Raw genomic sequence first — 26,845 nt, forward strand, 5'->3', positions numbered from 1 at the left:
AAGTTATCAAATGAAACAATATAACGAAAAGCTAGCAAGATGGATTTACTCAACCCCTTCAAGCGATGCGGGTATTAATAATATTCAAATCCCAGGTCAGGTTGAGCATCTGGTATGGCAAAACCGTTACAAAGAACCGAGTTCGTATGAGCAAGATTTTGTTCAGCATTTGCTTCAAGCATTTAGCAATGATGTGACTGAAATAAATGATTTGGTTGAGACTTTAAATCAACAGGGTTTTAGAGAGGAATCTGGTGAGCTATGGACTGTTGAGAATTTTTCAACTGAGATGCAGCGCTTAGGTTACTAACGGGATAAGGACATCATCATGACAACAGCAGAAATAAATGTTGAGCAATATCTTGAGCTTGGTCTTCGTGATCAATGGCATCCAGTATTAGCAAGTTGGGAAGTTGGGTCAAACCCAGTGGGTATTACGCGCTTAGGCGAAAATATTGTGGTATGGCGTGATGACAAAGGTCAAATTCACGCTTTGGAAGATCGTTGTCCACACCGTGGTGCACGACTGTCTTTGGGTTGGAATTTGGGTGATCGTCTTGCATGTTGGTATCACGGGGTGGAAGTTCGTCATGATGGCGTCGTTGAAGATGTACCCGCCGTACATGATTGTCCATTAAAAGGCAGTGATTGTGTTAAAACCTATCCAGTACAAGAATTACATGATGCAATTTTTATCTGGTTTGGTATTGATGCATCAGAAGCACCTACTGAATTAGTGCTTCCTGAGCAGCTTGCCAGTGACGAGTGGAGTTCATTTCTTTGCATGGCGGATTGGAAAGTCAACCATCAATATGCGATTGATAATGTAATGGATCCAATGCATGGCACATATTTGCATTGCACATCGCATTCTATGGCGGATGGTGAAAGAACAGCTGAAATGAAGCATCGTCCGACCAAAGATGGCTTTGTTTTTGAAAAAGAAGGTCAAACAGGTGTGAATTTTGACTGGGTTGAATACGGTCAAACAGGTACAGCTTGGTTACGTCTTTCTATTCCTTATCGTAAGTCTTTTGGTCCCGGTGGTGTATTTTGGATTGTTGGTTTTGCAACGCCCATTGATGAAAAAAATACACGCGTGTTCTTCTGGCGATGCCGCAAGGTTTCGGGGTGGCAACGTAATGTTTGGCGTTTCTTGTATCGCAATCATTTAGAGCAATTGCATTGGGACGTGTTAGAGCAAGATCGAATTATTCTTGAAAATCTCGCACCAAATGCACGTAAACACGAATTCCTTTATCAGCACGATGTGGGTTTATCTCGCTTACGCCGCCTAATGAAAAAGGAAGCTGAGAAGCAAATCAAAAAAATCACGGCACTTCGTACTGCTCAAAATGAGAACCGTATTGAAATGAAGGAAGTGTCTCATGGCTAGTTTACCCATTTTAGCAGGTAAGCGCATTTTGGTCACAGGTGCGGCGAGAGGTTTAGGGCGTGACTTTGCACAAGCAGTAGCAGAAGCAGGCGCAGCCGTGGTTATGGCCGATATCTTAGCTGAGCTTGTTCAAAAAGAAGCGCTGACGCTTGCTGAAAAAGGCCTAAACGTTTCAGCTATCACGATCGATTTGAGTCAAAAAGAATCCATTCAAACGGCAGTTGAAACAGCTGTTGAGCGACTTTCAGGTTTAGATGGCTTAATCAATTGTGCAGCACTAGCAACAGGCGTTGGTGGTGTATCCATGATGGAATATGACGAAGATCTTTGGGATCGCGTGATGACTGTAAATGTAAAAGGCACATGGTTAGTCACACAAGCATGTGTCCCGCATTTAAAGAAATCAGGTGCAGGAAAAATCGTCAATATTGCGTCCGACACGGCCATGTGGGGTGCACAAAAATTAATGGCCTATGTTGCCAGTAAAGGTGCAATTATTTCCATGACGCGCTCCATGGCACGTGAACTCGGCGAAGACAATATTTGTGTCAACACCCTCAGCCCCGGTTTAACGCTAGTAGAAGCAACAGAATATGTACCCCAAGCGCGTCATGATTTGTATGTCAATGGAAGAGCAATACAGCGTCAACAACATCCACAGGATTTAAACGGCACAGCGATTTATCTGCTTTCAGATATGTCTTCTTTTGTGACGGGACAAAATATTCTTGTGAATGGCGGCTTTGTTTTTAATTAAGGAGCAACACATGATTACAGGAATAGAAGTTTTAAAGTTCGGTGTTGAAAATCGTGAAGAAGCAAAGACTTTTTTAACAGATTTTGGTTTGACTGCGACCGCTTCAGACATTGATGCTACAGATCTTTATCAAACTCAAAATGGCTGCAAGATTTATTTATTTGATCTTACAGACGAACGTTTACCAGAGGCTATTGAGACAGGTTCAACGCTTCGTGAAGTGACATGGGGTGTGGAAAATGAGCAAGATTTTGAACGTCTCAATCTAAACCTAGCAAACGAACCTGGATTTATCAGTTCTTCAAATAAAGTGCAATGTCTTGATCCGAACGGTATGACCATTGTTTTCGAAAAAACAATCACCAAAGATATGCCGCAAGCTAAAACCGAAGGAATTAATCAATTTGGCAATGTACAGCGTGTAAATGCGGCAAGTCCTGTTTATGAAAAAGCAGAACCTGTAGATATTGGTCATGTGGTGTTTTTTACGCCAAATTTAGCCACGACTCAAGCTTTCTATATTGAAAAATTAGGCTTTTATTTGTCAGATGCGTATACCGATCGTGGGGCTTTTTTGCGCTGCCGCGGTGAAGGTTTCCATCATGATTTATTCTTACTTTCTATTCCCAATAAACCTGCGGGTTTAAACCATGTGGCCTTTGTTGTTCGTGATATTCACGAAGTGATTGGTGGTGGTTTAAGTATGAATCGCCAATCGTGGTCAACCTTTATTGGTCCTGGTCGTCATCCTATTTCATCTGCATATTTTTGGTATGTACATTCTCCATTAGGGGGCGCATTTGAGTATTACACCAATGATGACTATTTGACTGAAGATTGGCAACCACGTGAGGAAGAACATCGCTTGGAATTATTTACTGAATGGGCGATTGAGGGGGGGCTAGACCATGAAACACGTCGTCAAGTGAAACCTGCATAATTCATTCAAAGATAAGGAAGTCGACAACATGAATAAAATTGTGATTGTAGGTGCAGGGCAAGCTGCGGGTTGGGCAGTTCATACCTTAAGACATCAAGGGTATGACGGTGAAATTCATGTTGTATCGAACGAAGAGCATGTTTTTTATGAACGTCCGCCATTATCAAAACAAGTGTTATCTCAAGAAGCATCTGAAGAAAGTTTAAATTTATTTTCTACCGAGCAATTAAAGGATTTCTCTATCGTTTGGCATAAGCCAGATCATGCAGTAAAACTGGACAAGGCAGATAAAACTGTACTTTTAGAAAGTGGCAAGGTTTTGGCTTATGACAAGCTGTTGATTGCCACGGGCAGCCGAGCACGTATTCCTGTTTCTGCTTGGTCGAGCATGCACAATGTTTACACCATGCGCGATATTAAAGACTGCCAAAAATTGGCAGAAAAATTAAAATCTTCAGAACACATTGCTGTGATTGGAGGTGGCTGGATTGGTCTTGAAATTGCAGCTACCGCGCGTAAGCAAGGCAAGAATGTTGAAGTTTTTGAATACGGCTCACGTCTGTGTGCCAGAAGTGTAAGTCCTGAAGTCTCTGCGTTTTTAAAGCAATTGCATGAAGATGCAGGTACGGCTATTCATTTGAATGCAACGACATTGCATTTGATTGAAACTGTAGATCAAAAAGTGGAAGTGTTTGATGCAAATATCAAACTTAAACAGTTTGATTGTGTAGTGGTCGGTGCAGGGGCTGAAATTGCCAAAGAACTCGCAACTGCCGCAGCGCTAGACGTGAAAGATGGGATTGTTGTGAATGAATATGGTCAATCTTCTGACCCAGATATTTATGCAGCAGGGGATGTCGCCATTCACCCAAGTTTAGGTTACTGCATTCAGTCTTGGGCCAATGCGCAAAATCAAGCGATATCAGCAGCAAAATCGATGTTAGGTGAAATGACGTCTTACCAAGATATTCCTTGGTTATGGTCAGATCAATATCAATGCAATATTCAAATTTTGGGGACCTATCAACCTGAACAAACTGCGCAGGTTGTGGTGCGCAATACAAATTCAACTCAGCAATGTTTTTTCTATCTCAACAGTAAAAATCAACTGATTAATATGATAGCGGTAAATGATTCAAAAATTGTAAAGCTCGCCAAGAGATGGATAGCCAGCGACAAAACACTTGATCCCCAGCAACTACAAGATACAGATTTTAATTTAATGAAATTGAAGTAGCCGAGATAAAGGGCTCAATAAGAACATATTCGAAGGAACGAACCATGGATAGTGAAACAAAAACAGGTATAAAGCATTGGATACCGGCAGTCATTTTAATGATCTGCGTGATACTCGCATTTTTTGACAAGATTAGTATCGCGGTCTTGTTTTCCGATTCAACCTTCCAAAACGCAATGGGTATTGGTCAGGATAAGGCAAAACTTGGATGGCTCATGACCAGTTTCTTACTGGCATATGGTTTTTCATCGATGTTCTTAAGTTTTTTAGGGGATATCTTTTGCCCTAAAAAGATGTTGTTTTGGAGTGTCGCTTCATGGGGCGTACTCATGTTTGCTATGGGCTTCGCAAATGATTATTCGACTATGATTACCCTGCGAATATTATTGGGTTTAGCAGAAGGACCACTTTTTGCTCTCGCTTATACCATTGTAAAACAAACGTATACAGACCGTCAGCAAGCGCGCGCATCAACGATGTTTTTGTTGGGTACACCCATAGGTGCATTTTTGGGATTTCCCATTACCGCATTCGTGTTGGCACATTATGATTGGCACAGCACCTTCTTCGTAATGGGAAGTATCACCTTTCTCGTACTGGCTTTGATTGTATTCGGTTTACGTCATTTACAGTTGAAACGTACCGTAGATATTGAAGGTACAGGCAAACGCGTTAATTTCAAAGTACATCTTTCAAATACCAAATCACTATTAACCAATTCTGCATTTTGGTTGCTGTGTATTTTTAATATTGCCTTGATGACTTACTTATGGGGCCTCAATAGCTGGGTACCTTCTTATCTTATTCAAGACAAAGGTTTCAACTTAAAAGAGTTCGGTATTTATTCAAGTTTCCCTTTCATTGCCATGCTGTTTGGCGAAATTATTGGTGCGGTACTTTCTGACAAACTCGGTAAACGTGCCATTCAAGTCAGCGGTGGGTTATTCGTTGCTGGTGTGTTCATGTATCTCATGGTCATTGCGACAAACCCAGCCATGGTGATTCTTGCAATGTCGCTCAGTGCTATGGCTTGGGGCTTCGGTGTGGCAGCTGTTTTTGCGCTCCTCGCTCGAATCACAACAGCAGATGTGGGTGCTACAGCAGGTGGTATTTTCAATGGACTTGGTAACTTTGCAAGTGCAGCAGCGCCAGTGATGATTGGTGCAATTGTGATGCAAACAGGAAGTTTCAACTTAGGGATTACGTTCCTTGCAGCTTTTGCAGTGATCGGATCATTTTTCCTGATTCCACTGTTGAAACGCTACTAAAACCAAAATTGTTCTCATCACAGTGGTGAGAGGAAAACGAAATTTAATAAACGGACTGAATCAATTATTGAGTCATCAAGATTCTGTCCAAACCTTGAAGGAGTGAGTTTCATGTCAACTCAGCAATTTGAATCTTGGATGCAACCAGAAGACAAAACTTTAGAAGAATGGATGGATGGACGTATTGCTCGCTTTGAAACGCGTAAATATGATTTTGATGCTTTGAAGTTTCAGGCAGATTACGATCCTAAATACCGCCGTGCGCAAATGCGTTATATGGGTACGGGTGCGACAGGCGTTGCGAATGATGGCAACACAGTCCCTGCTGAAAACTTCACTTTCTCAACGATGGTACTTCCACCGCAATGCGAAGGTCCACTACATATTCATCACGATGTAGAAGAAGTCTTTTTCATGCTTCGTGGCGAGATTGATTTATTCATCGAACATGAAGGTCAGAAATTTACAACACGTTTAAATGAGCGTGATTTGATTTCAATCCCTCCAGGAATTTATCGCGGCTTATTTAATCCTGGACAAGATGATGCCTTGATGTGTGTGATGTTAGGTACAGGGAAACCCACCATTCCGAATTATCCACCTGAGCATCCACTGTCTCAAATTAAGCGCTAATTTTACACAGGATACGAAGTGATGACTTATATCGAGCAACTGGCAGCGTATGAATTAAAAACCATTCAATTAAATGGCGTACAGCAGTCTTATAGAGAAACAGGTCAGGGAAAACCATTGGTTCTACTTCATGGCATTAGCTCTGGATCGGGTTCTTGGATAAAGCAGTTGCAAGATTTAGGTCAGCACTTTCATATTCTTGCTTGGGATGTACCCGGATATGGTGCTTCCGATGCATTAGATACAGCAGAGCCAAAAGCGACAGAGTATGCGACGCGTTTGAAAGATCTATTAGATGCTTTGAATTTAACAGATATTATTTTGGTCGGGCATTCATTAGGGGCATTACAAGCGGCTGCGTTTAATGCTTTATACCCCGAATATGTCAATGCATTGGTACTTGCCAATGTCGCTCAAGGATATAAAGGCTTTGAAGCACAGAAACAGCAAGAGGTTTTTGAAAAAAGACCAAAGATGCTTAAAGCACTGGGTGCAACAGGAATGGCGCAATCAAGAGGACCACATTTGGTTGCCCATGTAACTGCGGATGCTTTGCAGTTAATCGAAGCGGTCATGCAAGAGATTAGCCTCACTGGATTTACACAGGCATCTTACTTACTGGCTTACGATTGCATTCAAAGTTATTTGCAAGAACAGCAAAAAAATACTCATGTGGTCATGGGCATGTCAGATGGCATTACCCCTGCACAAGATATCCAAGCATTGGCAGATCAGTTTCAGTTAAAGCAATGCTACGAAATTGCAGATGCAGGTCATTTAAGTTATTTGGATCAAGCCGCGCAATTCAATCAAATTTTATTGTCGCTTAATTAAGCACTGATGTGAGATAGGGAAATGAGCTTCCAATTAGAAGGAAAAAAAGCAGTGGTTACCGGTGGCTCGTCTGGCATTGGACTAGCAACGGTAGATCTTTTAGTGGCACAAGGTGCTCATGTTGCTTGGTGCGGTCGTGATGAACAGCGTTTAAAAGAATCCAAAGCGCACATTTTATCGCGCTACCCACATGCCAAGGTATTAACAGTCATTTGCAACGTTTTAGATAAAGAAGATGTACAGAAATTTGCAGATCAAGTGCAAAGCGAATTTGGCGGTGTCGATATTTTAATTAATAACGCAGGTCAAGGTCGTGTTTCTAATTTTGAAAATACAGAAGATGACGACTGGCTCAAAGAAGTCGAGCTGAAATATTTCAGCGTATTACATCCGATCCGTAAGTTTTTACCTGCATTGAAGCAGTCAAATTGTGCATCAATTACCAATGTGAATTCATTACTGGCATTGCAACCTGAACCGCACATGATTGCGACGTCTTCTGCACGTGCAGCTCTTTTAAATTTGACCCATTCATTGGCGCATGAATTTTCACAGTACAACATTCGAGTGAATTCGATTTTGCTCGGTATGGTCGAATCTGCACAGTGGAAACGCCGTTTTGAAACACGCGCCAATGTTAATCAAACGTGGGAGGAGTGGATTGGCAATATTGCTAAAAAACGTGGCATTCCCATAGCGCGTTTAGGTAAACCCGAGGAGCCAGCACGTGCTTTGGTGTTCTTGGCTTCGCCCATGGCATCTTATACCACGGGTTCTGCGATTGATGTATCTGGCGGTTTCAACAAGCATTTATAGGGTGAGCGCAATGAAACAGTTAATGATGATTGGTTTTGGTGCTATGGCAAATGAAGTACGTGTCCATTTACCGAAAGACCTTGAGCTGAAATGGGTGGTTGTTCCTGAGCGTAGTATTGCAAGTGTCCAAAAGATTGTTTCAGCAGATGTGCAGGTGATTTCGAATATAGAGGACTGTAACGGCACACCAGATTATGTGATTGAGGTGGCGGGTCAGGCTGCGGTGAAAGAGCATGCAGAAAAAGTACTGGCAAATGGTTGGAACATTGGACTGATCTCAGTCGGTACATTTGCAGATACAGAATTCTTTGAACGACTACAAAAAACAGCAGAACAATCGGGTGCTCATCTTCACTTATTGGCAGGTGCAATTGCTGGAATAGATGGGATTGCAGCTGCTAAAGAAGGCGGTTTAGAAAAAGTAACTTATAAGGGCTGTAAAAGCCCAAACAGTTGGCGTGGTAGCTATGCAGAAAAACTCATAGATTTAGACAAAGTGACTGAATCAACTGTTTTCTATAAAGGTACGGCACGTGAAGCAGCACTGAATTTTCCAGCCAATGCCAATGTGGCAGCAACCATTGCCTTAGCAGGTATTGGGATGGATGAAACACAAGTTGAGCTTACGGTTGATCCTCATAGTCGACAAAACAAACACACCATTGTTGCCTCAGGTCGTTTCGGACAAATGAGTATTGAGATGATTGGTGTGCCATTAGAAAGTAATCCCAAAACGTCCACCTTGGCTGCGCTCAGCGTGATTCGTGCATGTCGAAATAGTGTAGATGCAATTCAGATTTAACAAGGAATAGGTGAGTGCCATGGTAAAACAAATTTATATTGCGGGTGAGTGGCGTTTGGGTCGTGGGAATGTCATTCAAAGCCTATTCCCAGCAGACAATACAGTCAATGCAGAAATTTCAACAGCATCATTGGAAGATGTAGAAGAAGCGATTGTAAAAGCAGATCAAGCTTGGCGTAAGCCTGAGTGGCGTAATTCACTGCCACATGAGCGTGCAAAAATTTTATATAAAGTTGCAGATATCATTGAGGCTCGCGCCGATGAATTGGCTAAACTGCAAACACGTGATAACGGGAAACCTTTATCTGAAACACGTGCATTGGTCATGAGTGCAGCAGCGACAGCACGATTTAATGCGGCAGCTTGCGAGACATTTAACGAAGAATTAACCACGCAACGTGCATCCGATTTTGTCACCATGAGTGTGTACGAGCCTGTGGGTGTGATTGCTGCAATCACCCCTTGGAATTCACCCATTGCCAGTGAAGTCCAAAAGTTAGCACCTGCAATTGCAGCGGGGAATGCTGTTGTTCTAAAACCTGCGGAAGCCACCTCTTTAATTGCGCTTGAGCTTGCAAAAATCTTTGAAGAAGCAGGTCTTCCGAAAGGTATTTTGAGTGTACTTATCGGTCGTGGCTCTGTCATTGGAGACGCCATTGCTCAACACCCTTTGGTTCGCAAAATTTCATTTACAGGGGGCACGACCACAGGTCGCCATCTTGCACATATTGCGGCAGAAAAGTTAATAACGACATCGTTAGAACTTGGTGGAAAATCGCCAACCATTGTTTTTGCTGATGCAGATATTGAAATTGCTGCCAAAGGCATTGCTTACGGAATCTTTAGCTCGGCAGGTCAAGCCTGTATTGCAGGTTCACGTTTATTTATTCACGCATCTATTTATGAAGCATTCCTAAAGCGTCTGGTTGAAATTACGGAAGGCCTACGTGTAGGTCATCCTGAAACGCCAAATGTCCATATGGGTTCACTCATCAATCAAAAGCATTTGGAATCGGTACATGCTTATGTCGAACTTGCCAAATCTGAAGGTGGAACGGTGGTCACTGGCGGTGAAGCGATTACAGAGGGTGAATTTGCCAAAGGGAGTTTCTATAAACCAACGATTATCACAGGTTTAAGCAACAGCGCACAAACCTGCCAAGAAGAAATTTTTGGCCCAGTTTTGGTGGTGATGTCTTATGAAAATGAAGCAGATTTGATTGAGCAAGCCAATGATAGCTGTTTTGGGTTGGCGGCGGGTATCTGGACGGAAAACTATCGTAAAGCATGGAAAATTGCACGTACTTTAGAAGTGGGAACGGTATGGATCAATACCTATAAGAAATTCTCAATCAGTGCGCCATTTGGTGGTTTTAAAGACAGTGGTATTGGTCGTGAAAAAGGTCGCTTGGGGATTTTGTCTTATATGCAACAAAAAAGTATTTATCTCGGGTTAAACGAGCAAGCGAATCCTTGGTCTGATTAATAAAAGTTTATGAGAAATTTTAAAAATTAAGGAATGATGAAATGACTGAAAAAGTAAATGTAGGCGAAGCAATCGCACGTGTTTTAGAAGCGCACAAAGTAGACAGCATCTATGGCGTGATCTCAATTCATAATCTTCCCATTGCTGATGCAGTTGGACGCCGTGAAAAAATCCGTTTTGTTGCAGCACGTGGCGAAGCGGGTTGTGTGACCATGGCAGATGCAGATTCACGCTTTACTGGACTAGGGGTTGCATTGACAAGTACAGGTGCAGGGGCTGGTAATGCTGTGGGTTCTTTAATTGAAGCGATGAATGCAGGCAGTCCTGTGCTTCACTTAACAGGGCAAGTTGAACGTGAATATTTAGATCGTGATGCAAGTTTTATTCATGAAACCAAAGATCAACTGACCTTTTTAAAAGCGTCAAGCAAAGCAGCATTTCGTATTACCAGCCCAGAAAATGCAGTGGGTGTCATTCGTGAAGCGATTCGTGTCGCAACTACAGTTCCGATGGGTCCCGTGAGTGTTGAAATTCCGATTGATGTGCAAGCCGCAGAAATTGATCTACCTGCAAATTTAGGACCTGTAAAAGCATTACAGATTCCTGTGGCAGAAGATGTAGAAATAAATCTAATTGCTGAAGAAATTAAGAAAGCAAAGCGACCAATTTTTTGGATTGGTGGTGGTACTTTAAATTCAGTGGAAGAAGTTAAAGCGATTGCAGATTTAGGTATTCCAGTGGTGTCATCTACCCATGCGCGTGGTGTGTTGGCAGATCATCACCCACGCACATTAGGCGCATTTCATAACTCTGTGGCAGTTGAGCAACTGTTAAAAGATGCAGATTTATTGGTTGTGGTTGGCTCGCGTTTACGCAGTAATGAAACCAAGACTTATTCGGTTGTTTTCCCTGACCATATCATTCAGGTTGATGCTAATCCCGTTGCACAGCAACGTAACTATAAAGTCGGTCAATTTATTTGTGCGGAAGCAAAAGATCTTTTAGCACGTGTCGTTAAAGCGTTAAATGGCACAAGTAAAGTAGATGTCGCTTACGATGCTGACATAAAAGCGGCGCGTGACAATGCAATCGAAGCACTGCGTACCCAAATGGATCAATACGCACTGATTTGTGATTATTTACGCTCAGCCTTGCCTGAAGACGGTATTTTTGTACGTGACATCACCATGTCGGGCAGTACTTGGGGCAGTCGTTTATTTCCAGTTCAAACACCCAATAAAAACATTCACTCACTTGCAGGTGCAATTGGTTTAGGTCTGGCACACGCAATTGGCGCTTCAATTGCAAATCCGACGAAGAAAGTGGTGGGACTGGTAGGCGATGGTGGATTAATGCTGGGGATTGGTGAAATTGCAACCATGGCACAAGAAAATACCGACATGGTACTCATGGTCATGAATGATGGAGGCTATGGGGTGATGCGTGGTATCCAAAATAACTACTTTGGTGGACGTCAATATTTCAATGAGCTGCATACCCCTGACTATAAAGCGCTTGGCGAATCGATGGGCGTGAAGAGTTGGAAGGTCGGCAGTGCTGAAGAATTCAAAATAGCTATTCAAGATGCTATTAACTTGAATGGTCCAGCGGTCATTGAACTCGATATGAATTCGATTGGACCACTCAAATTTGCAGGACCACCGCAGAAAAAATTGTATTAAGGTCAATCAGCATTTAAAAGGGATTTAAAAGATTGATACTAGAAATTTTAGAATTGATCTTTTAAATAAATGCATAATTTTTTTTAATTAAAATAAAAATAAACATTGTTTTGGGTATAAAACAATGTAAAGATCAAGGATGTCAAAATGATGAAGAAATCAATAGCAACTATGCTGCTGATAGCAGTAAGCATAACGTCAGTGTATGCAAAAGAAGATCCTTTAGAGTGGAAAAGTGAAGATGGCGCAAATTCATTTAAAGTCGGTGGTGTCTTACGCTTTAATCATCGTTATGAACAGTGGGATGAAAGTAAAAACCGTGGCTTAGGTAAGCTTGATTTTGATATTTTTCGTTTAGATTTAAAAGCCAAATATGGTGACTTTTACTTAAATGCCAGTCCCATTATACAAGACCAAGAGATAACTTCGGTTGAAAAAGCTTATGTAGGGTATAAGATTGATGATCATCAAAGTTTGGATCTCGGGTTAGTTTATAAACCTTTTGCTCTTTATCCTTATCCTCAAAATGGTTGGACGTACCATCTTCCTTTTTTCTTGGGCTATGGAAATAATATTGCACCGGGACTGAACTGGAACTTCGACCATCAAGATTGGGATATCAAATTAGGTTATTACCCGAGAATGCTCGATGCAGGGTTACGTTACTCACCAGAATCTGCGACCTATGATGATTTGTCTGAAAACCATTTGCCTTTCCAATCAGCATATCAAAATGAAAAACATAACCAATTTAATGCGCGTGTCGCACATAAATTTGAAACCAAAGCATGGGGTAAGCATGAGATAGGGGCGTCTGGCTCTGTATCTCAATTACATAATAAACTCACAGACGATGATGGAAAATATTATGCGGTAGGTTTTCATACCAACAGTAACTACGAACGTTGGAATTTACAGTCGTCCGTTATTCAATATGAATATGATGCCAAAAATCCAGCAGGTATAAATGATGATGTGACGTTAATGGGTGCAAATGGATTAACACCTTCTTATTTTATCGCGTCTGAAGGTACTGTTTCGAGTGTGAATTTAGCGTATACCTTGCCAGTAAAAGATATGGGGAAGCTAAAAGCAATTCGATTTTATAATGACTATAGCTACTTAGATAAAGCTAGAAATGATTGGTCAGATTCACAAATGAATACAACAGGAGCCATGTTTATTGCAAAACCTTTCATGGTTTGGGCAGACTATACTTGGGCTAAAAATGCCAATTTTCTAGGGGGTGCGCAAAATGGCACAGGTCTCAGCACGGGGCAGGGGGCAAAGTATTCAGACCAATGGTTGTATAGAGTTAATTTAAATCTTGGTTTTAGTTTCTAATGTTGATCGAAAGGCGTTGATGCTTCTTGGATATAAACTTGATGTAATACGTCGGATTTGTGCGAAATAGGGTTAATGTTCTTTGGGCTTTTAATCTCTTAAATTGTGAATTGAAGTGCAACAGCATGCTTTTGAAAAAAGACCTGACTCGGGCTTCTTGTGCCGAGTCATTTCTACAGTGGTGATTTAATTATTGAGTGATCTTTGTCATATATTCATCTGTGCGTTATTTAGATTGTCCTTAAAGTCTTTCGCTATTTACTCACATAGATTGGAGGAGGTTAACTGCAATGTCAGCAGCATGAAAATGTGAGCAGAGATCATATTTAAAAAAAATGAAAGAAAAAAAGAAGCAAGAAGTAATGCAAAGTGTAAGATTGCTTTGGAGTCATAGATCAGAAATTTACCATTACAAAGTGAGGGTATTTTTTTAAATAAAGATCAAAAAAGCTAAGAATATACTAAATGTTTAGCTTAAATTTTAGAATACTAGATGACTCAGATATAGGGGGCATATTTTTTCGGTTAAAGCGAAAAAATAAAAAAGATTTTTTTGTCATTTTTTGATATTTATAAAAGAACTGAATTTTATTTTATTTTCTTATATAACAAAATTTTACATTAACTTTAAGGCATTAAAAAGATTTTTTTGGATGCTTTGAACATTCATTTTTTTATGTATTTGATTTGTGTTTTATGCAATTACAATCAAACGGGTGTAACATTAACATCTCAAGAGCGTGATTTAGGTTTGACATTTAATGTTTTTCTCTCCTTTAACTAAGGGTGTTTATACATCTTTGGCGGCTTTGCTATTGTGTAGTACCACGTCACACGCTAACAACGCATTTGATCCTGAAAGTCCTTGGATGCTGGGTGATTGGAATGGTCAACGTACTGCATTGCAGCAGCAAGGTTATGAATTTAGCTTCGGCTATGGCGGTGAAATGGCAACCCTGTTGGATGCCAAACATTCTTCTAGCCATGGCACTGAGTATGCAGATCAGTTTGCTGTTGGCGCACACTTAGACCTAGAAAAAATTGCGGGTTGGGAAGATACGGAAGCACAAATCACCGTGACCCAGCGTAATGGTCGTAGTCTTTCCAACACTTCCGATGCCTTAAATGGTCATTTAAGTTCGACTCAAGAAGTTTGGGGTCGTGGTCAAACGTGGCGTTTGACTGATTTTTGGATTAAGAAAAAATTCTTAGACCAAAAATTAGATGTCAAAGTGGGGCGTTTTGGTGAAGGTGAAGACTTCAACAGCTTTGACTGTGACTTCCAAAACCTTGCACTTTGTGGTTCACAAGTGGGGAATTGGGTCGGTGATGAATGGTACAACTGGCCAGTATCACAATGGGCTGCACGTGTGAAATATAACATCACACCTGAAGTTTATGCTCAAGTGGGTGCATATGAAATTAATCCTGAAAACTTGGCACGGGGTAAAGGTTTTAACCTGAGCACCGACGGTTCAAAAGGCGCAATGATTCCTGTTGAAGTAGTCTGGACACCTAAAGTTGGTGAACAAAAACTCCCAGGTGAATACCATGCCGGTTATTATTACAGCACAGCTGATGCTATTGTAATTTCTGATCCAAATGAAACAGATCATCACCAAGGCGGTTGGGTTGTTGCGAAGCAACAATTGACGGCACACGAAGGTGATATTTCTCGTGGTTTAACAGGTTTTATGAATGCGACTGTTCATGATTCTAAAACCAATGAAAAAACGGATATGCAAAATATTGGCCTTGTTTATAAAGGTGCAATGGATGCTCGTCCTAAAGATGAGATCGCTGTTGGTGTTGCACGTATAAATATGAATGATCGTTTTGATCGTAATCAAAGCAAAGAAATCAATGCCGAAATTTACTACGGGTTACATGCAACAAACTGGTTAACCATCCGTCCAAATGTTCAATATGTTCGTCATGTTGGTGCACGTAAAAACGGTGAAAATGTTTGGGTTGGCGGTATTAAATTCCAAACAGCATTCTAATTTGTAGATCATAAATACTTGTTCTGGGCATGAATGTTAAAGAAATACGCATTGATATCGCGTTTTAACAGTCCATGATCAGGTATTTAAGATCTAAAAAATGTGAAATATAGGTGCTCATATTGATTCAATATGTGTGTTTAATTTAAGAATTTTATATAGGTGTTCATATGAATACGTCACCTTCAGGTTCATTACTTAAGACGATTTTGGCAGTTGTTGCTGCCATTATCGGTTTAGTCTTGTTGGTTGGAGGGATTTATCTTGCGGTTCTTGGTGGGTCTTGGTACTACATCATCGCAGGTATATTCTTCATCGTAACAGCAGTTCTGCTTCAAAAGCTAAAAGGCGCAGCACTGACTGTGTATGCTGTACTTGTTCTAGGTACTGTTGTATGGGGCTTGTGGGAAGTTGGCTCTGACTTCTTTGCACTGGCACCTCGTTTAGATATTTTAGGTCTATTCGGTTTAGCATTGTTAATTCCTGCGGCAACGCGTGGTTTTGAAAATGCGAAAACAGGCAAAATGGCTTTAATAGGTTCACTCGCCATTACTATTTTAGTGATGATTTATGCTGTCTTTAATGATCCTCAAGAAATTCGTGGAGAGTTAAAAACCCAGCAGCCTGAAACAGCCAAACCAATTCCAGGTATTGCAGATTCAGACTGGCCTGCCTATGGCCGTACACAATCTGGTCTTCGCTATTCACCATTAACTCAAATTAATGAATCGAATGTGAAAGATCTACAGGTTGCTTGGACCTACAATACTGGTGATTTTAAAACTGATCTTGACTCAGGCGAAACCACCAACCAAGTTACACCAATTAAAGTGGGCAACAACATGTACATCTGTACAACCCACCAAAAATTGGTTGCGCTGGACCCGACTACGGGTAAAGCAAAATGGACCTTTGATCCTAAGTTAAAAGCAGATATTACTTTTCAGCATTTAACGTGCCGTGGTGTTTCTTATTTTGATGTAAACAATACAGAAGGTTTCAAAGTTAGCCTTGCTGCGAAAAAATCAGCATCTGTTGAATGTCCTCAAAAAGTCATTTTACCTGTGAATGATGGTCGTTTGGTTGCAGTCAATGCACAAACAGGTAAAGCATGTTCGGACTTTGGTAAAAATGGCGAAGTTGATCTTCAAAAAGATATGCCATTCCCTTACCCAGGGGGTTATATTCCAACTTCACCTCCTGTAGTCACAGGCACCACGATTATTATTGCGGGTTCAACCACTGATAACTATTCTACTGAAGAGCCATCAGGTGTAATCCGTGGTTATGACGTAAATACTGGCGAACTTTTATGGGTATTTGATACAGGTGCTGAAGATCCAAATGCGATCCCTGCTCCAGGTCAAAAATTTGTTAAAAACTCACCGAATGCATGGGCGCCATTGGCATATGATGCTGAATTGGACATCGTGTATGTACCAACGGGTGTGGGTACGCCAGATATCTATGGTGGTCACCGTACTGAGCTTGATGAACGTTATGCAAACGCTATGCTTGCGATTAATGCAACCACAGGTAAGTTGGTTTGGGATTTCCAGACAACCCATCACGATTTGTGGGATATGGATGTACCATCTCAACCGACATTGGCTGACATCAAAGACAAAGACGGCAAGACTGTTCCAGCAATCTATGTATTGACCAAAACGGGCAATGCTTTCGTTCTTGATCGCCGTAACGGTAAAGCCATTGTGCCGATTACAGAGAAACCTGTTCCACAATCTGTGAAACGTGGTCCACAGACCAAGGGCGAGTTCTATTCTAAAACTCAACCATTCTCTGATTTTAATTTGGCGCCAAAAGACAAATTGACAGACAAACAAATGTGGGGTGCCACTATGTTTGATCAGTTGATGTGTCGTGTATCTTTCCACAAATTGAACTATGAAGGTATTTATACCCCACCTTCTGAAAATGGTACTTTGGTGTTCCCAGGTAACCTTGGTGTGTTTGAATGGGGCGGTATGTCTGTAAACCCAGACCGTCAAATTGCTGTGATGAACCCAATTGGCTTGCCATTTGTATCTCGCTTAATTCCACAAGACCCGAACCGTGAACAAACGGCTAAAGGTGCAGGAACTGAAGCAGGTGTTCAACCGATGTATGGCGTGCCTTACGGTGTTGAAATGGGTCCATTCCTATCTCCATTGGGTCTGCCATGTAAACAACCAAGTTGGGGCTTCATTGCGGGCGTTGATTTGAACACGCATGAAACTGTATGGAAACGTCGTATTGGTACGATTCGCGACAGTATGCCAGGTGTTCCATTACCACCATTTAAAATGGGTGTGCCAATGTTGGGTGGTTCTATCTCAACTGCGGGTAACGTGATGTTTGTTGGTGGTACGCAAGATAACTATATCCGTGCAATCAATGTAACAAATGGTGATGAACTTTGGAAAGGTCGTCTTCCTGCGGGTGGTCAAGCGACGCCAATGACATATGAAGCCAATGGTAAACAATACCTAGTGATTATGGCCGGTGGTCATGGATCGTTTGGTACTAAAATGGGTGACGCTTTAGTTGCTTATGCATTACCTGATCAAAATAATTGAGTTGTTAACTCAGTTTAAAAAAGCCTGATTCGTCAGGCTTTTTTATCATCTTTGCTTTAAAGCACGTTCATTTTTAAGGGCGTAAAAAATGATGTTGATGTGTTGCTAAAATCTCAATTTGTTCAAAGTCCATTAAAATATCATGATTCATATATGACTCATTTTCAGTGCTGTTTAGATCCAGTGAGATCAAGCGCAAAATTTATGGTTATATATGAAACACAGAATTTTGAAGCTCCAATGATTGTGATGAATTGAGCAAAAGATAAATGTTATCGAATCAGATTGTGTATTCGATCTGAATGACTTAAAACCAAATGATTTGAATCATGAGTGCATGACATTTCGATAGCGGATTCGCTGTACTCAGTCACTGTTAAATAAGGCCTGCCATTTATGTATCAAAGCGCGAAATTTCCATTTGTAAGATCGACATTATCCTGTTTGATTGCTTGTGTAGGTCAAAACCTTTATGCAGAAAGTGATTCACAGTCTGTCCAAAAGCTAGACACGATTATTATTGAGGCAACACGAACCAATCGTGATGTGATGTCTACACCTGCATCTGCGTATTACCTCACGCAAGAGCCACAAAAAGGCATGAATGTAAATCTGTCTGAAACCTTAAAAGGTGTGCCGGGTTTACAACTCAATAACCGTGAAAACTATGCACAAGACTTACAAATTTCAATGCGTGGTTTTGGCGCGCGTTCAAGTTTTGGTGTGCGTGGCGTGCGTTTATACGTCGATGGTATTCCGGCAACCATGCCTGATGGTCAAGGACAAACTTCAAATATTGATTTAAGCAGTTTGGATCATATTGAAGTGTTAGGTGGTGGTTTGTCTTCACTATATGGAAACTCATCTGGTGGTACGATTCTGACCACAAGCCGCGAAGGAAAGGGGAAGGATTCAATCACGCTGGGTTATTCAGGTGGCAGTGAAAATAAAGGTCAAGCCAATATCGTGCTACAAGGCGGTGCGAAAAATGCCAATGAACCGAGTTATATTCTCAGTTCATCGTATTTTGATACCGATGGCTATCGTGATCATAGTGGCGCAAATAAAACGCTCACTAATACCAAACTCACTTGGGATTTGGATGATGGCTCAAAAATCAACTGGATCAATAATTACGTTAAAATTGAAGCGGATGATCCAGGGGGATTAACGCGTGATCAATGGAGAGCCAATCCGAAGCAAGTGGCTGGGAATGTATTTTTATATAATGCACGGAAAGAAATTGAACAGCTACAAACAGGTTTAACGTGGAATAAACCGATTAATGATCAGAACGACGTTTATGCCATGGTTTACGCAGGACAGCGTTCTGTGACTCAATATCAATCGATTCCGAAATGTGCTTATGTCGATAAAACAGATATCTGCAAGCCTAATACAATCCAATTGGGTAAGAAGCATGCCGGTGGTGTAATTGATTTTGACCGTAACTTTTACGGTACAGATATGCGTTGGACGGGTAAGGATATTCTTCCAAATTTAAAACTCATTGCCGGTGTTGCAATCGATGGCATGAGCGAAGAGCGTCGCGGTTATCAAAACTTTGTCGGTGAAAATTTGGGTGTAAAAGGTGAGTTACGCCGTAATGAAGACAATAGCTTGTGGAATATAGATCCTTACTTACAAGCATCTTATGCTTTGAATAAAGACTGGAACTTAGATGCGGGCTTACGCTATAGCAATGTGCATTTTAAAACTGAAGATCATTACATTACCGATGTAAATGGTGACAACTCAGGTAAAACCGATTACCAAAAATTATTGCCATCTCTTGCTTTAAGTTGGCAAATTGTTCCTGAGTTAATGACCTATGTGAGCTATGCACAAGGTTTTGAAACACCAACCTTTACAGAAATGGCTTATCCTGTCGTAACGAGTAATACAGCATTTAGCTTAAAAGCAGCTGAAAGTGAAACTTATGAAATTGGGATGAAATCTGACAATTCATTGGGACAGTTTACAGTTGCAGCTTTTTATACAACAACCGACAATGACATTGTCTCAGCAGGTAGTGATGAAGGACGCTCAACTTTCCGTAATGCTGATCAGACGCTAAGACAAGGTTTAGAGCTATCTTGGAATAAAAACCTGTGGCGTGATTTATTTGCACAAGCAAGTTATAGCTATATTGATGCAAAATTCGATGCGGATATTCCTGCTCAAGGCACTGTAGCTGCTATTGCAAAAAATAATTATATTCCGGGAATTGCCAAGAATCAGGCTTTTGTCAGCTTGGGTTGGAAGCCCGAAAAAGGTTTGCGAGCAGGAGTTGATATGCGTTATAGCGATAAAATTTATGTAGATGATGTGAACTCTGATTCAGCACCAAGCTATGTCGTTGCTGCAGCCAATGTTGGGTATAACTGGACCGTCAATGATTGGGCATTCAATACATTTGCTCGAATTGATAACCTATTTGACAAAGATTATTCAGGTTCCGTAATTGTGAACGAAAGCAATAAGCGTTTCTTTGAACCCGCTGAAGGACGTAATTGGAGTACGGGTTTAAGTGTAACTAAAGCTTTTTAAATTTATTTTTATAGCGAATGTTTAGATTTATTCATTGAACTAAATTGTTATTAATTTTGATTTGAAATATGGAATAACAAGCTACGTTAAATTCATATTTTAATGAGTTGGTATATATTGAAATTCAATGAATAAATCAATTGTATGTTTAAATATGCATCACCATGTATTGGGTCTTTTATGAATGATTATGATTAAATTTGAAATACAAATTGTACGAAAGGAGACAAGTAGTTACTTAAAGCTACTCAGTAAATAAAGATAAACATTATGTAGTATTTGCATTGCATATGCTGAAAAATAAAATTCAATAGACTACTCTGAATATTCGAACTACCAATATTAGATATATAGAGGTATAAAGAACATGACAGCCGTTAATATTACAGATATCAAAGAACATTCAAGTGTAATTGCCTCATGTGGCACAAAAGTCGGTGATGTTGATCACCTACAGGGTGACGATATTAAACTCACCAAACACAGTGATGGTAAACATCATCTGATCCCATCTTCTTGGGTCGGTGAACTGCGTGATGGTCAAGTGGTACTCAATAAAAACTCGCAAGAAGTGACTGGAAATTGGATTGAAGTTTAAGTTCTCAAAATCACTTAATTCGAAAGAGTCCTCATGAGAGGGCTCTTTTTTATGTAAATGGATAGATGATTTTAAATGAAATTCTAATTTATATTAACCAAATGCAAATCAATTCAATAAATAAGAAAATGAATAAAACATTCACCTATACATACTTATTTAGGCTTTAGATATTTGTGATGTTGATTTCAATAAGAAAGCCAAAACCCATATCTGCTTGTAGAACATTTATATGTAAACGATTCTAATTATGTGAAAAAGAACAAAATACGGACATTTATTGTTACGTTTAAATGTTATTGTCATATTTGATCTGCTATAAAAAATCTAAAATATCTTTTAAAATAAAATTTGATTAATAGGAATATAAATAAATGTTAATCAAATTCAATATTTTATATTGGATATGTGGTCTAAAGTGGGTAGAAGAGCTATGAAAATACTGATTTTGGGTGTAATTCTAATTATAGTCATTGCTTTCGTTTATGGTTTATACAGACTGAGCCGAAATCATCATCGTTATACGCTTTTTAATCTTAAAAATATTGATCTCAACAACATCCACCTCAATCGTTTATTTAAACCTGTACACAAAGATTCAAAGGTTCAATCTATAGTGATGGTCGAACAGATCAGCCCTGAAGATATAAAATTATTCGATGATGTAGCCAAATTGTTTTTCGAAAAGCAGATTCGAAAGTATGAGCTGGATGCTGCCCAACACATTCAGGCAGAATTTCTAAATAAAATGCCCACGCAGACCCAAACTCAAATTAAACAATTTGATTTAGGCGAATGGTCAGTTTTTTGGTCTTATAAGCATCAATCCTTAGAATACTATGCAAGCCGCTATGGAATTTTCTATACCCATGTCGATGCCAAAGGCGTTGAGCATAAACAGGAATACATGTTTGCCGTGTAATCGAATCATAAGCATCTTCATTTAGAGTTCATACGTCATCTTAAAACATCAGACACATGCTGATCAGGTTATAAGCAGAAAATGATAGAACTAAAGATGAGCCTAAAAATAAAACTAAAGCAGATGATCAAAGGCCGCTATGATTTCATTCCAAATCTGCTCTGATCCTTTTCTAAAATATCCCATATGGCCAATTTCTTTAAGTCCATAATCTGCTCATGGATATTTACAAAGGTCAGTCAGCATCACTATAGAACTGCATGAAAGCTTGTTTGGATAGAGGAAGGGCCCAATCATCGTCAAGTGCGGACACGGCAAAAATTTTGGTTTTCACTTTTGCATAGTTTGCCTTTAAGGCATGTAATGCTGGATCTGCAAAAAAGTAAGTCGGATGTTTACACCATTTGCGCTACTCTTGATAAACCTCCAAAGGTAAATCTGCCCCCATGTTGAGTTTACTCCAAGGTAAATAACCTTTGAGTGCGACCATGGGCGGGAAAATAATATTCCACATTACAGACACCTTAAATTTTTCCTTAAATGGCATGTATCCTGCCCAACCTGCACCTGTGCCGAAGCAGTATATAGCCGTGACTTTGTCATGATTTGAAGTTAAGCCTAGAGCTTGCCCACCGTATGAGTGTGCAACGATAAACAGTGCTAACTCATTTTCATGATAACTCTTGATAGTCGTAGCAAGGCCTAAATTGCTCCAATTTAAATAGGATATTTTGAAAGCTCTTAACTGTTTCGATGCGGACGCGGCAACACTGCGATAATTAAAAGTAAGCACCTCATAACCTTGCTGTGCAATATATTCAGCGAAGCGACGATAAAAAGGCTGCGGTACACCTGTTGCGCTCGCCACAATAATTTTAGCTTTTATCGTCTGGTTAGGGACATAGCGAATTCCAGACAAAACATAGCCATCATGGGCTTGAAACTGCACAGTTTCGGTTTGAAATAAAAGAGCGTCTTTCATTTTTAAATGGTGCATCATCTTTTTCTCATTTTTGTTTTAAACCCATTTATTTGCCTTGAAAGTGTGGCGTTCGACGTTCAAGCATGGCATCAACACCTTCTTGTACATCCGAAGTACCCAGTAAAGGCATGAGGTGCCGATGTAGTTGTTTAAAGGCTTCATTCTCACTCATTTCAAGCGCGTCTTTAGCAGCAGCAATGGTGGCTTGAACCGCAAGCGGTGCAGCCATTGCAATGCTCCTGGCCAATTCAAGTGCGCGTTTCAAAGGATGCTCCTCGGTCACTTCACAAATCAAATTCATCTCTAAGGCTTGCTGTGCATTAAAAGTATCGCCCGTCAGTAGGTAACGCATGGCTTTGTTCCATCCTGCGGCCTTGACAAAGCGAGCGCTTGCTCCCCCAAAGGGTAAAATACCTCTTAATACTTCCAGTTGAGCAAACTGTGTATTGGACTGAGCAATACCGATGTCTGCATTGAGCATTAATTCGATTCCCGCGGTATAGCAGTAGCCATGCACAGCGACAATGACCGGTTTTTTGCGTACGCGTCCTGATGTGCCCCAAGGATTAATGATGTCTGGATCAGAAGAGAAGATACCTGAAGATATTTTGCCTTGAAGCTGAACCAAATCAAGTCCTGCAGTAAAATGCGCTCCATGCGCGAAAATGACCGCACAGCGTAATTCCGTATCGTTTTCATATTCAGTCATGGCTTGGGAGAGATCATCAATCATATATTGATCAAATGCATTACGCTTTTGCGCCCGATCTAGTCCGAGGAGCAAGACATGATCACGTTTTTCCCGGCTGACTCGTCCTGTATGTTCTGTCATGGTTATTTTTATCCTTTTTATCGATTGCAATGTCTTAGTTTTAAAGCAGGAAATGCTGCAGGTCAAAACTGTTGGGTTCATATTTGTATTTATTCAGTCATGCGGAATTTTTGAGTGCCCTTAAGCTTCTGCATATATGCAGGCTGAGGATTAGCTTACTGTTTTACTGATCTGAAAAATCATTGTGGTTTTTGCCATATTTGATGCGTAAACGCTTGCGTTTAATTTTCGAGTTTTCATAATAGGACATCCTTAGAGTGAAAGCCTGCCATGTCACCTTTAGAAATTTTTGCTGTTGTCATTAGTGTGATTGGCGTGAGCCTCACGGTACTACGAAATATGTGGTGCTGGTTTTTCAACCTAATCGCTTTTGTACTCTATGCCTATTTGTTTTATGAATATAAGCTCTATGGTGAAACCATTTTGCAATTTTTCTTTATGGGCATGAATGTCTATGGTTTTTACTTTTGGCTTAAAGCGAAACATATTGATCATGAAATTTCGATTGCACCTATTTCACGCACGCATGTGATCTTGCAAATGATCATGGCCGCGGTGGGCGGTTTAATGTTCGGGCTGACGTTAAAATATTTCACAGATGCTTCACTGCCCATACTGGATGCACAACTGGCGGCTTTTAGTCTACTTGCAACCTATTGGACCAGTCGAAAACATATTGCGACTTGGGTACTTTGGGTGTTTGTCGATATTATTTATGTGGGTATGTTTTACTATAAAGCGTTGTATTTAACCGCAGGGCTGTATGCTGCTTTTGTACTATTGGCTACTTTTGGTTGGTGGCAATGGACTAAAATCTGGCACAAACAACATGCGGAGCATTCTGTTATTTAAAAAATGCGTTTGTATCAGAATTTGAATTTTCCATGGTGAAATAGGATGCTACGATTGAATATACTTGATTTTAATCATCATCAGTTGGCTAAGTTCGATGCTTTGGCAGCAAAAATTCAAACTGATCCTGAGCGCTATCTTAATTTCGATTCTGTATCTGATTTTTATAAAGCGACATGGTTAGATGACTTTCCAAGCGGTACCACATGGTCATGTACAGGACTAGATGATGGTGCAGATGAATTTGATGCACGAATTCAGTATCGTCATCGAGTGCTGAAGATCACAGTACGTGGGGATATTGACGTGAGTATTGAAATATTGAAGTGAATTAAAGCGTTTTAAATGTGAGTGAATAATATAATAATAGATCTCTTTCAATCGTTAAAAACCTTTTAATTAAAAATAATCTTTCAAGGCTGCTTAAATGGTAACTGAAAGTTCCTGCTCTCTAGGATGAGAAATTTATTCCGCAAAAAGATGAGAATTTGTGATTAAAACTTTCCTCTTGCGCAGCAGTACTGCTCATCTTCTACAAAGAGTGAGAACTTCCGCTGTCAATTTAGAGTTATTCAAAAATCATTGATTAAAAATGAAGTTGTATATCTCAAAGTAGGCAAATCTTGAATAAAAATCAGACGAAACAAATGGAATTGGCTATACTAAAATAAAATTTGACCTTGTTTTATCAAGGCTACTCCTAGAAAAAATCGGTTTCAATTAAACACTAGGCCTAAGTCATAGAAATCATAGCCTTGAAAATTCTAAGTTTAACGTGCTAGATTAACAATCAAAGTGTGATGGATTTCACTTTTATAGGGGGACTGTTTGATATGAGCTTAAAGGACTTAGGTTTATGATGGAGAGCAACATATATTGTATAGGTATTCAAGATTATAAGTTAAAGCTATGACTTAAGGATGTAACTTACAGATCTAATCTACACATTATCAATAAAAATCATCTACAGCGCACATTACATCTGTTTTAAAAGAGATGAACCAAAACTATGAGTTTACCGAATCGCATTATTCATCCCAGCACCATTCATTATTTTATGAAGAATAGTGTGCTGATGAATTGGAGTAATCTCAATAAAAGTATTTTGATGTTGGTTTTGGGCGGTCTTGATCATTTACTGTGGATTGCTTGGTACATTTTTTGTACCTCTACACCCGCATTTCAACAGTGGATGAATCTCGATTATTTTAATGTTCATTTCCCTCGAACAGTTATTTTGTGTCTTTTAAGTTTTCTGCTGATTTTGCCTTGTCATTATTTTAGGCATATCCCTTTCTTTCAACGTTACTTTCCTTATATCGCGATTATTTATTTTGCAGTCACCTTTATGTATGCTGGTTATACCATTGGGATAAATAGTCCTGCGACCATTGCGGGTTATGTTAGCTTGGTTACAGTAGGCTTAGTTCTATTTGAACGCAAGATGGTCTATATTATTTTCCTACCGATTACGGTTTATTTGTTGTTCGCGATAGTCTTAAGTACTTTGGGATATATGGACTATGCACCGGTATTTAACCAAAGTTTGAATCAACAAATTTTGTATAAGAATGAGTTCTGGGTGTATAGCCAGTTATTTTTATATATCCCTATTTTCTTTGCCAGTATTGTACTGTTTGAAATTCTTTTGACCCAGTGGCGAAATAGAGAAAAACAGATTGAAAAAATTAGTCAAATGGATCCATTAACGGGGATTTTTAATCGCCGAAAAATTGCACACAACTTGGCGGAAATTGAACTTGAGCAGCATAACTATGCTTTGGTTTTATTGGATTTAGATTTTTTTAAGCACATCAATGACAATTTTGGGCATGATATCGGAGATGACGTCCTTCAAAATGTCGCCAAAATTTTAAGCCGAATGCTCCGTGAAGGAGATGTGGTCGGACGCTTTGGCGGTGAAGAATTTATTTTGGTATTGCCACATAAAAATCTACAAGAAGCGCTTGATATTGCGGAGCGATGTCGTAAAGAAATTGAACAGGCACAGTTCACAGTCGATAAGAAAACCCGTATAAAAGTGACAGCAAGCTTTGGTGTTGCAATTTCAAATGCACTACTGAATAAAGAGGCAGTCATCCGTCATGCCGACCAAGCTTTATATATGGCGAAAAAACAGGGTCGAAATCAGGTTCGGGATTATTTTGAAGTCTTACAGCAGCAAGCTATCGTAGGTCAGGCTCGGGATTCAACCCAACAATAGTCTGCACAAAGTGTAAGATAGAAAGCTCTGCCATTAGTACGCAAAAGACTATTGAAGAGTGCATACACATTCATTTGAAAATCAGTTTAAGATGAATAGATGCCTATATAA

Annotated in this window: 22 protein-coding genes and 1 pseudogene; 21 read left to right on the forward strand and 2 right to left on the reverse strand. The window is 40.0% G+C overall.

What is annotated here, in order from left to right:
• Window positions 1-10 precede the first annotated feature (10 nt).
• From AMD27_RS03945 to AMD27_RS04030, 18 genes are all read left to right on the forward strand, one after another.
• Window positions 11-310 carry a recombinase-like helix-turn-helix domain-containing protein gene (locus AMD27_RS03945; protein WP_067656644.1) on the forward strand — a complete coding sequence of 100 codons (300 nt, stop codon included), beginning with the start codon at window positions 11-13 and terminating at the stop codon, window positions 308-310.
• A gap of 18 nt (window positions 311-328) precedes the next feature.
• Window positions 329-1,396 carry an aromatic ring-hydroxylating oxygenase subunit alpha gene (locus AMD27_RS03950; RefSeq protein ID WP_067656647.1) on the forward strand — a complete coding sequence of 356 codons (1,068 nt, stop codon included), beginning with the start codon at window positions 329-331 and terminating at the stop codon, window positions 1,394-1,396.
• Window positions 1,389-2,153: an SDR family oxidoreductase gene (locus tag AMD27_RS03955; RefSeq protein ID WP_067656650.1), complete on the forward strand. Its 765-nt coding sequence runs from the start codon at window positions 1,389-1,391 to the stop codon at window positions 2,151-2,153. The genes AMD27_RS03950 and AMD27_RS03955 overlap by 8 nt, the downstream gene beginning before the upstream one ends.
• Before the next feature lie 10 nt (window positions 2,154-2,163).
• Window positions 2,164-3,093: a VOC family protein gene (locus AMD27_RS03960; RefSeq protein ID WP_067656654.1), complete on the forward strand. Its 930-nt coding sequence runs from the start codon at window positions 2,164-2,166 to the stop codon at window positions 3,091-3,093.
• 28 nt (window positions 3,094-3,121) lie between these two features.
• Window positions 3,122-4,330, forward strand: coding sequence for an NAD(P)/FAD-dependent oxidoreductase (locus AMD27_RS03965; protein ID WP_067656657.1), 1,209 nt, complete (start codon window positions 3,122-3,124; stop codon window positions 4,328-4,330).
• Between the two features lie 44 nt (window positions 4,331-4,374).
• Window positions 4,375-5,598, forward strand: a complete 1,224-nt coding sequence (locus AMD27_RS03970) for an MFS transporter (RefSeq protein ID WP_067656660.1) — start codon at window positions 4,375-4,377, stop codon at window positions 5,596-5,598.
• A gap of 111 nt (window positions 5,599-5,709) precedes the next feature.
• Complete coding sequence (locus tag AMD27_RS03975) at window positions 5,710-6,231, forward strand: cupin domain-containing protein (RefSeq protein WP_067656663.1); 522 nt, start codon at window positions 5,710-5,712, stop codon at window positions 6,229-6,231.
• An 18-nt stretch (window positions 6,232-6,249) separates the two neighbouring features.
• The gene (locus AMD27_RS03980; RefSeq protein ID WP_067656666.1) at window positions 6,250-7,065 is read left to right on the forward strand and encodes an alpha/beta fold hydrolase; all 816 of its coding nucleotides are present in this window, start codon (window positions 6,250-6,252) and stop codon (window positions 7,063-7,065) included.
• A 21-nt stretch (window positions 7,066-7,086) separates the two neighbouring features.
• A complete protein-coding gene (locus AMD27_RS03985; protein WP_067656669.1) occupies window positions 7,087-7,881 on the forward strand; it encodes an SDR family oxidoreductase in 795 nt (264 codons plus the stop codon).
• 10 nt (window positions 7,882-7,891) lie between these two features.
• On the forward strand, window positions 7,892-8,683 hold the full coding sequence (locus AMD27_RS03990) for an aspartate dehydrogenase (RefSeq protein WP_067656671.1): 792 nt from the start codon (window positions 7,892-7,894) through the stop codon (window positions 8,681-8,683).
• Window positions 8,684-8,702: 19 nt separating this feature from the next.
• Complete coding sequence (locus AMD27_RS03995; protein WP_067656673.1) at window positions 8,703-10,169, forward strand: aldehyde dehydrogenase; 1,467 nt, start codon at window positions 8,703-8,705, stop codon at window positions 10,167-10,169.
• A 41-nt stretch (window positions 10,170-10,210) separates the two neighbouring features.
• Entirely contained in the window at window positions 10,211-11,851 is a 1,641-nt protein-coding gene (locus tag AMD27_RS04000; RefSeq protein ID WP_067656676.1) for a thiamine pyrophosphate-binding protein, read from the forward strand.
• A gap of 150 nt (window positions 11,852-12,001) precedes the next feature.
• Window positions 12,002-13,195 (forward strand): hypothetical protein, encoded by a 1,194-nt coding sequence (locus AMD27_RS04005; RefSeq protein WP_067662753.1) that lies wholly within the window; start codon window positions 12,002-12,004, stop codon window positions 13,193-13,195.
• Window positions 13,196-13,956: 761 nt separating this feature from the next.
• Window positions 13,957-15,198 carry a carbohydrate porin gene (locus AMD27_RS04010; protein WP_067656679.1) on the forward strand — a complete coding sequence of 414 codons (1,242 nt, stop codon included), beginning with the start codon at window positions 13,957-13,959 and terminating at the stop codon, window positions 15,196-15,198.
• A 170-nt stretch (window positions 15,199-15,368) separates the two neighbouring features.
• Window positions 15,369-17,774 (forward strand): glucose/quinate/shikimate family membrane-bound PQQ-dependent dehydrogenase, encoded by a 2,406-nt coding sequence (locus AMD27_RS04015; protein WP_067656682.1) that lies wholly within the window; start codon window positions 15,369-15,371, stop codon window positions 17,772-17,774.
• A gap of 396 nt (window positions 17,775-18,170) precedes the next feature.
• Window positions 18,171-20,324 (forward strand): TonB-dependent receptor, encoded by a 2,154-nt coding sequence (locus tag AMD27_RS04020; protein WP_067656685.1) that lies wholly within the window; start codon window positions 18,171-18,173, stop codon window positions 20,322-20,324.
• Window positions 20,325-20,691: 367 nt separating this feature from the next.
• Entirely contained in the window at window positions 20,692-20,922 is a 231-nt protein-coding gene (locus AMD27_RS04025; protein ID WP_067656688.1) for a DUF2171 domain-containing protein, read from the forward strand.
• Between the two features lie 433 nt (window positions 20,923-21,355).
• On the forward strand, window positions 21,356-21,844 hold the full coding sequence (locus tag AMD27_RS04030) for a hypothetical protein (RefSeq protein WP_067656691.1): 489 nt from the start codon (window positions 21,356-21,358) through the stop codon (window positions 21,842-21,844).
• A gap of 114 nt (window positions 21,845-21,958) precedes the next feature.
• Here AMD27_RS04030 and AMD27_RS19360 read toward each other — a convergent pair.
• Together AMD27_RS19360 and AMD27_RS04040 are read right to left on the reverse strand one after the other, a co-directional pair.
• Window positions 21,959-22,841, reverse strand: a pseudogene (locus AMD27_RS19360) (alpha/beta hydrolase).
• 31 nt (window positions 22,842-22,872) lie between these two features.
• On the reverse strand, window positions 22,873-23,658 hold the full coding sequence (locus AMD27_RS04040; RefSeq protein ID WP_067656694.1) for a crotonase/enoyl-CoA hydratase family protein: 786 nt from the start codon (window positions 23,656-23,658) through the stop codon (window positions 22,873-22,875).
• Window positions 23,659-23,928: 270 nt separating this feature from the next.
• Here AMD27_RS04040 and pnuC point away from each other — a divergent pair, with 270 nt between their 5' ends.
• The 3 genes from pnuC (at window position 23,929) to AMD27_RS04055 (ending at window position 26,734) form a co-directional block, all read left to right on the forward strand.
• Window positions 23,929-24,510, forward strand: a complete 582-nt coding sequence (pnuC, locus tag AMD27_RS04045) for a nicotinamide riboside transporter PnuC (protein WP_067656697.1) — start codon at window positions 23,929-23,931, stop codon at window positions 24,508-24,510.
• A gap of 54 nt (window positions 24,511-24,564) precedes the next feature.
• Window positions 24,565-24,840: a hypothetical protein gene (locus tag AMD27_RS04050; RefSeq protein ID WP_416202803.1), complete on the forward strand. Its 276-nt coding sequence runs from the start codon at window positions 24,565-24,567 to the stop codon at window positions 24,838-24,840.
• A gap of 679 nt (window positions 24,841-25,519) precedes the next feature.
• Window positions 25,520-26,734: a GGDEF domain-containing protein gene (locus AMD27_RS04055; RefSeq protein ID WP_228140701.1), complete on the forward strand. Its 1,215-nt coding sequence runs from the start codon at window positions 25,520-25,522 to the stop codon at window positions 26,732-26,734.
• Window positions 26,735-26,845 lie beyond the last annotated feature (111 nt).

Source organism: Acinetobacter sp. TGL-Y2, from assembly GCF_001612555.1.
In the GTDB taxonomy this organism is placed as follows: domain Bacteria; phylum Pseudomonadota; class Gammaproteobacteria; order Pseudomonadales; family Moraxellaceae; genus Acinetobacter.